We start from the raw sequence: 13677 nt of genomic DNA on the forward strand, positions 1-13677 counted from the left end.
GCGCCGCGCCTCGCGGAGCCGGACGATCCCACGCTCGCCGTGCTGCAGAACGCCCGGGTTCCGCACCGCGGTTGGTTCGTGGCCCTGGTGGTGGCGGAGACCCTGGAGGCGGCCCGGGCCGGTGCCGCCGCCGTCCGCGTCACCTACGACGCCGAAGAGCACGACGTGGCCCTCACCGTCTCGCACCCGGGTGTGTACGTGCCCGAGGAGGCCAACGGCGGTCATCCGGCCGTGCGGGAACAGGGCGACCCCGACGGGGCGTTCGGTTCCGCGGCCGCCCGGGTGGACGTCGCCTACCGGGTGCCGCCGTTGCACAACCACCCGATGGAGCCGCACGCCAGCACCGCCCGGTGGGAGGACGGCCGGCTCACCGTGCACACCTCCAGCCAGGGCACCGGTGCCGTACGGGCCACGCTCGCCGCGCTGTTCGGCCTGCCGCCGGAGCGGATCGTCGTCACCGCCGAGCACGTCGGCGGTGGCTTCGGGTCCAAGGGCACGCCCCGGCCCGACGTGGTGCTCGCCGCCATGGCGGCCCGGCACACCGGGCGGCCGGTGACGGTGGCGCTGCCGCGGCGCTACCTGCCCGCCGTCGTCGGGCACCGCGCCCCGACCCTGCACCGGCTGCGGCTCGGGGCCGACGCGGACGGCCGTCTCGAGTCCCTCGTGCACGAGGTCACCACCCACACCTCCCGCATCAAGGAGTTCGTGGAACAGGCGGCGGTGCCCGCGCGGGTGGTGTACGCCGCGCCGCACAGTCGTACGGTGCACCGGGTGGCGGCACTGGACGTGCCCTCGCCGTCCTGGATGCGGGCTCCGGGTGAGGCTCCCGGCATGTACGCGCTGGAGTCCGCCCTGGACGAGCTCGCCGTCGAACTCGGCATGGATCCCATCGAGCTGCGCGTCCGCAACGAGCCGGACGTCGAGCCCGACAGCGGCAAGCCGTTCAGCAGCCGGAACCTGGTCGCGTGTCTGCGCGAGGGCGCCCGGCGCTTCGGCTGGGCCGGGCGCGATCCCCGCCCGGGTACCCGCCGGCAAGGGCCCCTGCTGCTGGGGACGGGCGTGGCGGCGGCGACCTACCCCGTCATGGTGGCCCCGTCCACGGCGACGGCTCACGCACGGCCCGACGGGACGTTCCTGGTGCGGATCAACGCGACCGACATCGGGACGGGCGCCCGGACCGTGCTCGCGCAGGTCGGCGCCGACGCCCTCGGGGTGCCGCTGGAGCGGGTCCGGATCGAGGTCGGCAGCACCGAACTCCCCCCTGCGCCGCTGGCCGGCGGCTCGTCCGGCACCGCGTCGTGGGGCTGGGCGGTGCACGAGGCGTGCGCCCGGCTGACCCGACGGCTCGCCGGGCACCCGGGGCCGCTGCCCGAGCAGGGCCTCGACGTCCGGGCCGACACGAAGGGCGCAGCGGACGCCGAGAGCGACTTCGCCCGGCACGCCTTCGGGGCGCACTTCGCCGAGGTCGCCGTGGACACGGTCACCGGCGAGGTGCGGGTCGGCCGGCTGCTCGGGGTGTACGCGGCGGGCCGCATCCTCAACGCCCGTACGGCACGCTCCCAGTTCGTCGGCGGCATGACCATGGGCCTCGGCATGGCGCTGACCGAGGGCAGCACCATGGACGCCGCGTTCGGTGACTTCACCGAGTCGGACCTGGCGTCGTACCACGTGCCGGTGCACGCCGACGTCGCCGAGATCGACGCGCACTGGCTCGACGAGGAGGATTCCCGGCTCAATCCCATGGGCAGCAAGGGGATCGGAGAGATCGGCATCGTCGGAACGGCCGCGGCGATCGGCAACGCGGTGCACCACGCCACGGGCGTGCGCTTGCGTGAACTCCCGTTGTCACCGGACCGGGTGCTGACGGGGCTGCTCGATCGCGGGGTGCAGGGCGCGGTGTGACACGGCACCGCACAGACGGGTGGCCGGGGCGAGCGGCCGGCATCGGCCGCTCGCCCCGGTCACCCGTCTGTCTCAGTCGGTCGACGACGCTCCGACCGGGGCGGCGGCCCACTCCCTGACGGCGATGGGCGCCAGCACCCGGAAGACCAGCGCGACCAGGGCCAGCAGTGCCGCGCACACGGCGACCCCGGCGGCCAGCCACGGTGGGGCGAGCGCCAGATCGACGGCCCGGGGCAGGGACGCCGACGGGAAGGAGTTGCCGTACGCCTGGGCCCCGGCCAGCACGGTGGGCACCAGAACCGCACCGGCCAGCACCAGCGCCACGGGGCGCATGGCCAGCAGCAGCGCCAGCACCGTGCACAGCACCGACAGGCCGAGGGCGAACGCGTGCAGCTGCAGGGACGCATCGCCGCGCTGCAGCGGGAAGTGGACCACCGCGCAGGTGACAAGGGCCAAGGCGGCGAGCCAGCCGGACCAGGACACGGACCGGGCGAGCCGGTCCGCGGCAAGCTCGCGGTCCGGCGGTGAGTCGTCGAGGATGCGGTGGTTCTCGCGGACCCTGCCCTGGCCTGCCGTGCGGCGCTGGCCCGGACGGCCGGGCGCTGCCGGCCCGCCCGTCCCGCTCTCGGGGCGTGCGGTCTCCTGGGGGCGAGGGCCTTCGCGGTCCAGCCGTTCCAGTCCGAGGCGGTCGATCAGCTCGACCAGCTCCCCGACGGACCGGCCGGTGGCGGCCGCGCGCAGGGCCTCCTCACGGACGTGGGGCTCCTGCGGCTCCTTGTGCAGCAGCGTCACCAGCCGGGTCACCTCCTCCACCGGACGGTGGGCGGCCGCGGCCCGGATCGCCTCGTCCGCGCACTCGGCGTCGCGCGGGGGCTTCGTGAGCAGGGCGATCATCCGGGACACGTCCTCGACGGACCGGCTCACCCCTGCGGTGCGGAGTGCGTCCACCCTTGCCTGCGTGTGGTCGGGCGACTCCTCCAGCGAGACGATGAGGTCGACGACCTCCTCCAGCGGCCGGTCGGCCACGGCGGCGTGCACCAGGTCGCTGACGGCGTCGCCGTACGGTGCGCCGGAGGCGGGACCGGTGCCGGGCCGGAGCTCCACCGGGTTGTCGTCGAGCGACCGGATGACGAACGGCCGCGCACCGGGCTGGTCGGCGTCGCCCGGGCCGGGCACGGCCGGCGGATCGGCCCCGTCCGCGCCGCGCGCGGCGGGCTCGGCGCCCTCGCCCGCGTCCGCGGCGCCGGACCGGGCGGGCCCCTGGGCGGCATCCGTCGCGTCCGGCGCGGGACTCAAGGGCCTCGCCTCGGCGGGATCCAGCCAGTCCTCGACGGGAGGAGCCGGCTGCGCGGCGGCCCGCTCCGGGGCGTGGGCGGCGGACATGTCCGTCTCGTCCGGGTCGCAGTCAACGGGCCGGGCGGCGGTCCGGTCCGAACGGTCCGGTTCGGAGGCCGGCGGCTGCGTCGGTGTCCCGGCCGCCGGGTGGGAGCCGAGGGCGACGGGCTCGGCGGCCACCCGGTCGGCCGGGTGGGAACCGGCCACGGGCTCGGAGGTCCCCGCCGGGTACGTCTCGTACGGGCCGGCGGTGGGCTGCGCGCTCGTCTGCTCCACCGGGTGCGTGCCGGTGGCGACGGTCGTCTCGGCTGACGGCTGGGCGGACCCGTTCGGCTCGTCGGGTACGGCAGATCCGTTCGAGCGGGGTGATGAAGAGCAGGTGGTCATACTCGCCTCCGTGGGAAGAGTGCGGCCGCTCCTGCGCCCCCCGTCGTGTGACGAGCGACGTTACGCTGACCATTACTAGGCGCCCCCGTCACCCCGTGCCACTCGGGTGAGCCACCGGGATGACCATGCGCACGGGAAAATCCGCCGACTCGCCGACATGTCGGGCCCCGGCCGCAATACAGCCGCCGGAAAAGGGAATCCAGCTAAGGACACCCCGTGTCGTGGCATGCCAGGAGGAGGGCGCCCCGTGGACACGACCACAAAAGTGATCATTCTGGCCGCGGCCCTCGCGGCCGTCGTCCTCGCCTTCGCCGTCACCGTCCTCGTACGGCTGGTCCGCACCCGGCGCGACCTGCGGCGCGCGGGACTGCCCACGGGCCCCCGCTGGGTCTTCTGGGGCGCGGTGCTGTATCTCGTGCTGCCCACCGACCTGGTGCCCGACCCCGTGTACCTGGACGACATCGGCGTCCTGTTGCTCGCTCTGCGCACTGTCCGCGGCTCCCTCGGCGAACGGGAGCGCAGTTCGGCACACCGGCCGGACCGGCAACTGGCCGATGACTACGGAAAGTAAGGAAACCAACCACCCGTTCGATTCGTATAAGTCTCTGGAAGCCGAATCAGGTCGGCGGACCGGGCGGACTCGCCCCTGGGCCGCCGCCTGCTCGGCGCAGTACCGACGAGGGAGAGACGATGCAACCGTTCGCGCTCAACTACGCGCGCCCGGCAGTGGAGTTGGAAGCTGCCATTCCGTACGTGTACGACGCCGGACTGCAGTTGAACGTGCTCCGCGACGGCCGGGTCGCGGCCTGTGACTTCACCCTGTTGAGAGAGTTCGGCACCACGACGTCCACCGCCGGCTCCAAGACGCACTTCGACGACTGACCGCGGGCCGCCGACGATGACCGTACTGATCCTCACCTGTGAGGAGGACGTCACCGCGGACATGGTGGTCGTGCACCTGAACGCGACGGGGGTTCCGGTGGTCCGGGTCGATCCCGCGGACCTGACCGGTGGAGTCTCGCTCTCGGGGGAGTACGTGCACGGCCGGTTCCGCGGCCATCTGTCCGCCGGGGGGCGGCTGGTGAGCATCGGGGGGCTCCGGTCCATATGGGTACGCCGGCCCGGCATCCCGGCCGCGCGGGCGGTTCAGCCGTCCGCCTGGCTGACCGAGGAGGCCGCCCAGGCGCTCTACGGCATGCTGCGGGGCTCGGACGCGCGCTGGATGAACCACCCCGACGCGGCCCGCCGGGCCCGTCACAAACCGTGGCAGCTGCGGCTCGCCCAGAGATGTGGCCTGCCCGTGCCCGCGACGCTGATCACGACGTTCCCGCGGGCCGCCCGAGAGTTCGCCGAGCGCTACCCGGAACTGGTGGTCAAGCCGGTGTCGGGCGCGCATCCACAGGACCCGCCGCGGGCCGTGCCGACCAGCCGGGTCGCGCCCGACACGGACTTCTCCGCCGTGGCGTTCGGGCCGACGCTGCTGCAGCGGCGGATCACCAAGCGGGCCGACATCCGGCTCACCGTCGTGGGCGAGCGGATGCTGGCCGCCCGCAAGGCGACCGCCGAGGACGCTGATCCGGACGACGTCGACGTGCGGTTCGCCGCGCCGGGCTCGCCGTGGCAGCCCACAGAGGTGCCGTCCCGCATCGCGCCGGGCGTCCTGGCCTATCTCCGGGAGGCGGAACTCGCGTACGGGGCTTTCGACTTCGTGGAGGACTCCGACGGGACCTGGTGGTTTCTGGAGTGCAACCAGTCGGGGCAGTTCGGGTTCGTCGAGGTGGAGACGGGTCAGCCGATCGCCCGCACCATCGCCGAGTGGCTGGCCCGGCCCGTCCCGGTCCAGCCGTCACACGTCAACGGCTCGAGCACGAGGGTCCGTTGAGCACCGGGCCCGGCAGCGGGCCGGGCCCGGGCAGCCGCCCCGGTTCACTGCGGGCGCGGGCCGGGAAGCATGCCCGCGCGCTGCCAGCCCGCGCCCGGGGAATGCGGGCGGTCGTAGCCGAGGGACTGTGAGGGCCGCATGACCAGCTCCAGTTCCCTGCTCACACGTTCGGCCTCGCGGCGCACCTGTGCGGGTACGTCACCGCGCTCCGCGATGAGTCGGTCGTAGATGGGGGAATCCTGGAACACCCGTCAACGCGCCTTTCTGCTCGTCGGCCCCGTGCGGGGGCGAGACTGCGAGTGTAGGCGGCACGGTGTCCCGGAGTGTGAATTCCTTGGGATGACTTGACGCAGACCGGACATCCGTGACAGGTGAAGGCCGGTTGTTCACGCTCCCGTCGTGGAACCCGGGCGGACGACCATCAGGACGGTGACCGTCGCCCAGAGCAGGTTGAAGATGCCGGTGAGCATGGCGAGTTGCACGGTGGCGCGGCGATCGGGCGCCTGTTCGCCCTCCAGTTGCTCCAGGATCTCCTCCTGCCGGGGCAGGACGAAGGCGGCCAGAACGCCCGCGCCCGCGGCGGTCAGGGCGATGGAGGTGACGAGCCATCCGCTGCCGAGGACGCCCATGGCGGCCGCGGTGGCGAACCCGAGGACCGGAACGGTCAGACCGACGCCGGCGTAGACCCGGCAGATGCGGTGCAGCAGCGCCACCGTGCCGACGGTCGTGGGAGCCGCTCGGCGCGCGGCGGGCGGGAACATGCTGGCCGCGACGGTCACGGGACCGACGGCGACGATGGCCGCCAGGACATGGAGGGACAGCAGGATCTTGGTCACCGGGGCTCTTTCCGTGAAGGCGGGGGACGGCGCCCACGCTAGGGCGCCCCGGCGTGATCACCCAGGGGCTGGAACGACAGCTTCCAACGGATTCCCGCCAACCCGTCCCACCTGTGTTCTCCCTGCCGGAGCCATCGCGATCCCACGTCACCGGGCCGGCGGGAACACACCTAGGGTGGCGGTCATGCACTCCGTGGCGATCCTGGTTCTCGATCACGTGGTGCCGTTCGACATGGCGGCACCCCAGCAGACCTTCGACTGGACCCTCCTGCCGGACGGACGGCCGGCCTACCGGGTCCGGCTGTGCGCCGAGACGCCCGAGGTGCGCGCGGACGGCGGCTTCACGCTGCGGGTCGAGCGGGGGCTGGAAGCACTGGCGGAGGCGGACACCATCATCGTGCCCGGCTGCTCCCCCGACGCCGCGCCGCCGTCCGCCCGGGTGCTGGCGGCCCTGCGCGAGGCGGCCGCGGCCGGCACCCGGATCGCGTCGGTGTGCGTCGGCGCCTTCGTGCTGGCGGAGGCGGGGCTGCTGGACGGACTGCGCGCCACCACGCACTGGGTGGCCGCCGGCGAACTGGCCCGCCGCTTCCCGCGGGTCGAGGTGGAACCGGACGTGCTGTACGTCGACAACGGGCAGATCCTCACCTCGGCCGGGGCCGCCGCCGCGCTGGATCTGTGCCTGCACATGATCCGGCGGGACCTGGGGTCGGCCGTCGCGGCGAACAGTGCCCGGATGTCGGTCATGCCGCTGGAACGCGAGGGCGGTCAGGCTCAGTTCATCGTGCACGAGCATCCGCCCGTGCCCCGTGGCTCCGCGCTCGAGCCGGTGCTGGAGTGGATCGAGGACCACCTCGCGCACGAGGTGACGCTGGGCGCACTGGCGGCGCGAGCGGGAATGAGCGAGCGGACGTTCAGCCGCCGCTTCCGCGAGCAGACCGGCACCACGCCACTGCAGTGGCTGCTGCGGGCGCGGGTCCGGCGCGCCCAGTACCTGCTGGAGAACTCCGATCACTCCGTCGAACGGATCGCGCGCCAGACGGGGTTCGGGTCGCCCACCGCGTTCCGGGAGCGGTTCCGCAAGGTGGCGGGGACCACGCCGTACGCGTACCGCACGGCGTTCCACGGGCGGAAGAACGCCTCGACGGCCCCTTTCCGGGCCGCCGAGGCGTGACGCCCGGTCCGCGCCGGGCGTTTCGTCAACCGACCAGCGTCAGGCCGTTCTCCCCGTCCGCGTCGGCGGCGTCCGGCCGCCCCTCGGTGAGCAGCAGGACATCCGCCTTGGCAATGGCGTCACTGATGTCGGACGTCCCCATCATCACGCACAGCGTGTAGCTGACGTCCTCCAGTTCGCGTGCCGCCGTCGGCACGTGCCTCTCCGACTGAGCGATCCTCAGCGACGCGTACCGCGTCAGCAACTCCCTGACGATCTTCCGGTCCGGTACAAGCACGTAGCGCCCCTCTCTGTGTTTTCGCTGCGTATGCCCGAACCACGCGCAAACATTCACACCATTTTCTCACCTGGGATGGATTTGACGAGAACTGATCGGTTGCGACCGGTCTTGGGCGAGCCGACCCGTTGTGCAGAGCGTGGCCGTCCCCGGGTCTCGTGGTCCGCTCAGGCGGCGTCCAGCTCCGCCAGTTCCTCGGCCGTCAGGGTGAGGTCGGTGGCGGCGAGCGAGTCGCGGATGGTCTCGGGGCGGCTCGCGCCCGGGATGGGCACGACCACCGGCGACTTGGCGAGCATCCAGGCCAGGCACACGCGCTGCGGGCTCACCCCGTGCGCTTCGGCGATGCGGGCGAAGGGGGCGTGGCCCGAGCCGAGTTCACCGGCCTTCGAGATCCCGCCGAGGGGGCTCCAGGGCAGGAACGCGATCCCGAGCTCGTCGCACAGGCGCAGTTCCGGCTCGCTGGAGCGGAAGGCCGGGGAGTACTGGTTCTGCACGGAGACCAGCCGACCGCCGAGGATCTCGGCGGCCTGCCGGATCTGCTCGGGGTTCGCGTTGGAGATGCCGGCCATACGGATCTTGCCCTCGTCCAGCAGGTCCCGGATCGCGCCGACCGACTCGGCGTACGGGACACGCGGGTCGGGGCGGTGGAACTGGTAGAGGCCGATGGCGTCGACGCCGAGTCGGCGCAGCGACTCCTCGCAGGCCGCCTTGAGGTGGCGGGGGCTGCCGTCGAGCGTCCAGCTGCCGTCGCCGGGGCGCAGGTGGCCGCCCTTGGTGGCGACCAGGACGTCGCCGCCGCGGTCGTGGGAGGCGAGGGCCTTGGCGATCAGGGTCTCGTTGTGACCGACCTCGTCGGCGTCGCGGTGGTAGGCGTCCGCGGTGTCGATCAGGGTCACACCGGCGTCGAGGGCGGCGTGCAGGGTGGCGAGGGAGCGTTCCTCGTCCGGTCGTCCCTCGATGGACATGGGCATCGCGCCCAGGCCGATCGCGCTGACCTCGACGTCACCGATGCGGCGGGTGTGCATGGGTCGTGACCTCTTCTGGCTGTCGGGCGATGGTGCACTCCAGCCTGGACGCCGTACGGCCCGGGGGTCCAATAGAAGAAGGAGAACGCATTCAGCACTCGGGCCACTGAATCGCGCGCCCGGGCCCTCGCAGGCCCCCTTGTCACACCTGGATGAAACCCCGCGCCCGAGTACTCAACTCCCCCACACAGAACGACGATCCGTTCGGTACTCCCCCGCCTCGCTGCCATATTCGAGAGCCACTTCGGAGGTGGTTGTGAGCACAGAGGTGACAGCATCCGGTCCGGGGGAGACGGCGACGCACACGCCCGGGGACACCGCGGAGCGCGTCGCCGGCCTGGAACACCGCCGGGAGCGGGCGGTGGCCCCGGGCGGTCCGCGCAGACGCGGGGAGTTCTCGGCCCGGGAGCGGATCGACCGGCTCGTGGACAAGGACTCCTTCACCGAGACCGGCCTGTTCGTCCGGGCCCGGCCCGCCGGGCACGACGCCCGCCGTCCCTACGGCGACGGGGTGGTCACCGGGTACGGCACGGTCGACGGCCGCCAGGTGTGCGTCTTCGCCCAGGACCCCACCGTGTTCGGCGGCAGCATGGGCGAGGCATTCGGTGAGAAGACCATCGCCCTGATGGAGCTGGCCCTGAAGACCGGCTGCCCGGTGATCGGCCTGAACGACTCCGGCGGGGCCCGGATCCAGGAGGGTGTCGCCGCTCTCGCCCTCTACGCCGAACTGGTGCGGCGCAACGTCAAGGCGTCCGGCGTGATCCCGCAGATCTCCGTCGTCCTGGGCCCGTGCGCGGGCGGCGCCGCCTACTCCCCGGCGATCACCGACTTCACGGTAATGGTGGACGGCGCCTCGCACATGTTCGTCACCGGCCCCGACGTCATCGAGACGGTCACGGGCGAGCGCACCACCGCCGAGGAGCTGGGCGGCGCCCGTACCAGCAACACCGTCAACGGCAACGCCCACTTCCTGGCCGCCGACGAGGAGGACGCCCTCGACACCGTGCGCGACCTGCTGTCGTACCTGCCGGCCAACAACCTGGAACGGCCCCCGGAGTACGCGCCCGGGCACGCCCCGACCGGGGCCGGGCTCGACGAGGTCGTCCCGGACCGGCTGGGCGAGGCCTACGACATGCGGGACATCCTGCACGCCGTCGTCGACGACGGTGAACTTCTGCCGGTGCAGGAGCTGTTCGCGCCCAACATCATCTGTGCCCTGGCCCGCGTCGAGGGCCGCTCGGTCGGCGTCGTCGCCAACCAGCCACTGCACGCCGCAGGGGTCCTCGACATCGACGCGTCCGAGAAGGCCGCGCGGTTCGTGCGGTTCTGCGACGCGTTCGGCATCCCGCTGCTGACCTTCGCCGACGTGCCCGGATACCTCTCCGGGGTACGGCAGGAGCAGGCCGGGATCATCCGGCGCGGCGCGAAACTGCTGTACGCCTACGCCGAGGCCACCGTCCCCAAGGTCACGGTCGTGGTGCGCAAGGCGTACGGCGGCGGCTACGCGGTGATGGGCTCCAAGCACCTGGGCGCCGACGTCAACCTCGCCTGGCCCACCGCCCGGATCGCCGTCATGGGCGCCGAGGGGGCCGTGGGTGTCCTGCACCGGCGCGAACTCGCCGCGTCCGACGACCCGGAGGCGCTGCGCGCAAGCCTTCTCGCCGCGTACGAACGCACCCACGGCACCCCGTACCCGGCCGCCGAGCGCGGCTATGTCGACGCCGTCATCGCTCCGCGCGAGACCCGGGAGCAGGTCTGCCGCGCCCTGCGCACGCTGCGCGGCAAACGCGCCCCGATGCCGGAACGCCGGCACGGCAACATCCCCCTCTAGCCCTCCCCTTCTCCGCCTGTGCGACTCCCCCTTTTGTTACTCCCCCCTCTGCGACCCGTAGGCCGATCCGCGCCGTGAGGAGCCCCCGCCTGATGGACAGCCGCCGCCCCCCGCTCGCGCCCGAGTGCCCCACACTGCCGGAGTACGTGCGGCACTGGGCCGAGACCACCCCCGACCGCCGGGCCTTCACCTTCGTCGAGCACCCGGCACCGCACTCGCGCGGCGTCCACCGCACCCTGACCTGGCGCCGCCTGGACGTGCGGGCACGGGCGATCGCCGCACGTCTCGCGGACGAGACGAGCCCCGGGGACCGGGTCGCGCTGCTGTGTCCGCAGGGCACGGAATACGTGACCGCCTTCCTCGCGACCCTGGCCGCCGGGCTGGTCGCCGTACCGCTGTACACGCCGGGTCTGCCCGGGCACGCGGACCGGCTCGCGGGCGTCCTGGCCGACGCGCGTCCCTCGGTGGTGGTGACCACGAGCCGGGTCCGGGACGAGGTGCGGGAGTTCCTCGGCACCGGCGGGCCGCGGATCGTCGTCGCGGACGAGGTGCCCGACGACGAAGGGCGGGACCGGCGACCGGCCGCCCCGGACCCCGGGGCGACCGCCTACCTCCAGTACACGTCCGGCTCGACCCGTGCCCCGGCCGGCGTGGAGATCACCCACGGCAACGTCGTCGCCAACGCCCGCCAGGCGCTGACCGCCTACGGCCTCGACACCCACCCCCCGACCTGTGTGGGCTGGCTGCCGCTCTACCACGACATGGGGCTGGTGCTCAGCGTCGCGGCCCCGGTGGCGCGCGGGGCCTTGTCGGTGCTGATGGACCCGGCGGCGTTCCTGCACGAGCCGGTGCGCTGGCTGCGGTTGCTCGCCGCGCATCCGAACGCCGTGAGCGCCGCACCCAACTTCGCCTACGACTACTGCGTCGCGACCGTCACCGCCGACCAGAAGGAGGGTCTGCGGCTGGACAAGGTGACGGCGTTGATCAACGGCAGTGAGCCGGTCCGCCCGGGCACGGCCGACCGGTTCCACGCGGCGTTCGCCGGCCTGGGCCTGGCGCCGGGGACGCACTGCCCGTCGTACGGGCTGGCCGAGGCCACGGTGTTCGTGTGCGCGGCCCGGCCGGGTGAGCCGCTGAGCAGGTTCGCGCTCGACCGCGACGCCCTGGCGGCCGGAAAGGCCCTGCCCGCCCGGCCCGACGATCCCCGGGCCGTCCTGCTGGCAGGCTGCGGAACTCCGGCGGGCCAGCACGTCCGGATCGCCGACCCGTTGACGCGGGCGCTGCTGTCGGAGGGCGAGGTCGGGGAGATCTGGGTGCAGGGACCGAACGTGGGCCGCGGCTACTGGGGCCGGGACTCGCAGGAGGCCTTCGGCGCGCGGTTCGCGGAGCCGGCGGCAGGCCCCGGACGCTGGCTGCGCACGGGCGATCTGGGGACGGTGCTGGAGGGGCAGCTGGTCGTCACCGGACGGCTGAAGGACCTGATCATCGTCGACGGGCGCAACCACTATCCGCAGGACGTCGAGGCGACGGTGCAGGAGGCGCACGCGGCGGTGCGCCGGGACCGGCTTGCCGCCTTCGCCGTGCCGGGGGGCGCCGGTGGCGAGTGTGCGGTCGTCGTGGCGGAGCACGCCCGGACCGCGCGCCTCGCCGAGCTGGACGTACCGGCCGTGGTGCGTGCCGTGCGCGGTGGCGTCTCCGCACGGCACGGCCTGCGGCTGGCCGATGTCGTGCTGGTGCCGCCGGGGACGGTGCCGCGCACCTCCAGCGGCAAGGTCTCGCGGGCACTGACCCGAACCCGGTATCTGGAAGGTGCCTACGGCGGGCAGGCCCGCGCGGCGGGTGCCGCGGAATGAGGCCCCTGCACGAGGCCGCGCTGCGCCGGCTGATCGCCGAGCGGGTGGCCGCCTGGAACGGCACCTCGCCGCAGGACGTGCCGATGGACCGGCCGCTCGCGGATCTCGGCATGGCCTCGCGGGACGCGGTCGCCCTGGCCGGTGAACTGTCCCGGGCCACAGGCCGCGAGCTGCCGGCGACGCTGCTGTGGGAGACGCCCACCGGGGAGGCCCTGGTGACGCGGCTGTGCAACGCGGGGGCTCCGGGGGCCGAGGCGGCGGCGGTGGCGCGTCCCGCGGTGCCGGGTAGGACGGCCGAGCCGGTCGCGGTCGTCGGGGTCGGCTGCCGTCTGCCCGGCGGCGTGCACGGCCCGGACGACTACTGGCGGCTGCTCGGCGAGGGGGTCGACGCGATCCGTCGCGTCCCGGAGGACCGCTGGCGCGACTTCACCGCGTTCCCGCCCGCCGACGCCCATCCGTACGGCGGCTATCTCGACGACATCGCCGGGTTCGACGCGGACTTCTTCCGCATCACCCCGCGCGAGGCCGCGGTCATGGATCCTCAGCAGCGGATCCTGCTGGAGGTCGTCCACGAGGCGCTCGATCACGCCGCCGTGCCGGCCGGGTCACTGGCGGGCACGGCCACCGGTGTGTTCGTGGGTGTCTCGACGCCGGAGTACGGGCAGTTGACGGGCGCCGATCCGGCCGCCGTCGATCCCTGGGCGCCGGCCGGGGGCGCGCTCAGCGTCGCGGCCGGACGGCTCTCCTACGTCCTGGACACGCGGGGCCCGAGCCTGGCCGTCGACACGGCCTGCTCCTCCTCGCTGGTCGCCGTGCATCACGCCTGCGTCAGTCTGCGCACGGGCGAGAGCGACACGGCGATCGCCGCGGGCGTCAACGTGCTGCTGTCGCCGGCCGTCACGGTCGCCTTCCGCCGGGTGGGTGCCCTGGCACCGGACGGGCGCTGCAAGCCGTTCTCCACGGCGGCCGACGGCATCGGGCGCGGCGAGGGCTGCGCGGCCGTGATCCTGAAGCGGCTGTCCGACGCCGAGCGGGACGGCGACCGGGTGCTGGCCGTCATCCGCGCCTCCGCCGTCAACTCCGACGGCCGCTCGAACGGCCTCATGGCGCCCAATCCGGCCGCCCAGCAGGCGTTGCTGGAGCGGGCGTACGCACAGGCCGGACTCGCCGCGGAGCAC

13 protein-coding genes are annotated in these 13677 nt (G+C 73.5%); 8 read left to right on the forward strand and 5 right to left on the reverse strand.

Features of this window, described 5'->3' with window-relative positions; translation table 11 throughout:
• A partial coding sequence (locus tag ABT116_RS31735; protein WP_351640859.1) for a xanthine dehydrogenase family protein molybdopterin-binding subunit occupies positions 1–1902 on the forward strand: 1902 nt, incomplete at its 5' end.
• Between the two features lie 72 nt (positions 1903–1974).
• Here ABT116_RS31735 and ABT116_RS31740 read toward each other — a convergent pair.
• Positions 1975–3624, reverse strand: a complete 1650-nt coding sequence (locus ABT116_RS31740) for a hypothetical protein (RefSeq protein ID WP_351640861.1) — start codon at positions 3622–3624, stop codon at positions 1975–1977.
• A gap of 247 nt (positions 3625–3871) precedes the next feature.
• Here ABT116_RS31740 and ABT116_RS31745 point away from each other — a divergent pair, with 247 nt between their 5' ends.
• From ABT116_RS31745 to tgmB, 3 genes are all read left to right on the forward strand, one after another.
• Positions 3872–4195 (forward strand): YkvA family protein, encoded by a 324-nt coding sequence (locus ABT116_RS31745; RefSeq protein ID WP_351640863.1) that lies wholly within the window; start codon positions 3872–3874, stop codon positions 4193–4195.
• A gap of 119 nt (positions 4196–4314) precedes the next feature.
• Positions 4315–4506 (forward strand): putative ATP-grasp-modified RiPP, encoded by a 192-nt coding sequence (gene tgmA / locus ABT116_RS31750; RefSeq protein ID WP_351640864.1) that lies wholly within the window; start codon positions 4315–4317, stop codon positions 4504–4506.
• 16 nt (positions 4507–4522) lie between these two features.
• The gene (gene tgmB / locus ABT116_RS31755) at positions 4523–5506 is read left to right on the forward strand and encodes an ATP-grasp ribosomal peptide maturase (RefSeq protein WP_351640865.1); all 984 of its coding nucleotides are present in this window, start codon (positions 4523–4525) and stop codon (positions 5504–5506) included.
• A 44-nt stretch (positions 5507–5550) separates the two neighbouring features.
• On the opposite strand, the gene ABT116_RS31760 is transcribed toward tgmB, so the two are convergent.
• Together ABT116_RS31760 and ABT116_RS31765 are read right to left on the reverse strand one after the other, a co-directional pair.
• Positions 5551–5754, reverse strand: a complete 204-nt coding sequence (locus ABT116_RS31760) for a hypothetical protein (RefSeq protein ID WP_031111422.1) — start codon at positions 5752–5754, stop codon at positions 5551–5553.
• A 138-nt stretch (positions 5755–5892) separates the two neighbouring features.
• Positions 5893–6342 carry a DUF2269 family protein gene (locus ABT116_RS31765; RefSeq protein WP_351640867.1) on the reverse strand — a complete coding sequence of 150 codons (450 nt, stop codon included), beginning with the start codon at positions 6340–6342 and terminating at the stop codon, positions 5893–5895.
• 184 nt (positions 6343–6526) lie between these two features.
• On the opposite strand from ABT116_RS31765, the gene ABT116_RS31770 reads away from it, so the two are divergent.
• Complete coding sequence (locus ABT116_RS31770; protein ID WP_351640869.1) at positions 6527–7513, forward strand: GlxA family transcriptional regulator; 987 nt, start codon at positions 6527–6529, stop codon at positions 7511–7513.
• A gap of 25 nt (positions 7514–7538) precedes the next feature.
• On the opposite strand, the gene ABT116_RS31775 is transcribed toward ABT116_RS31770, so the two are convergent.
• Both ABT116_RS31775 and ABT116_RS31780 read right to left on the reverse strand, forming a co-directional pair.
• Positions 7539–7790 (reverse strand): DUF5133 domain-containing protein, encoded by a 252-nt coding sequence (locus ABT116_RS31775; RefSeq protein WP_102913448.1) that lies wholly within the window; start codon positions 7788–7790, stop codon positions 7539–7541.
• A 167-nt stretch (positions 7791–7957) separates the two neighbouring features.
• Positions 7958–8815: an aldo/keto reductase gene (locus ABT116_RS31780; protein WP_351640870.1), complete on the reverse strand. Its 858-nt coding sequence runs from the start codon at positions 8813–8815 to the stop codon at positions 7958–7960.
• 250 nt (positions 8816–9065) lie between these two features.
• Here ABT116_RS31780 and ABT116_RS31785 point away from each other — a divergent pair, with 250 nt between their 5' ends.
• From ABT116_RS31785 to ABT116_RS31795, 3 genes are all read left to right on the forward strand, one after another.
• Complete coding sequence (locus tag ABT116_RS31785) at positions 9066–10646, forward strand: acyl-CoA carboxylase subunit beta (protein WP_502983972.1); 1581 nt, start codon at positions 9066–9068, stop codon at positions 10644–10646.
• Between the two features lie 92 nt (positions 10647–10738).
• A complete protein-coding gene (locus ABT116_RS31790) occupies positions 10739–12499 on the forward strand; it encodes a fatty acyl-AMP ligase (protein WP_351640873.1) in 1761 nt (586 codons plus the stop codon).
• Positions 12496–13677, forward strand: a 1182-nt coding sequence (locus tag ABT116_RS31795) for a type I polyketide synthase (protein WP_351640875.1), incomplete at its 3' end; no start/stop codon positions are given. The genes ABT116_RS31790 and ABT116_RS31795, both read left to right, overlap by 4 nt.

Source organism: Streptomyces sp. NPDC002130 (assembly GCF_040296465.1).
Classification (GTDB): Bacteria; Actinomycetota; Actinomycetes; order Streptomycetales; family Streptomycetaceae; genus Streptomyces.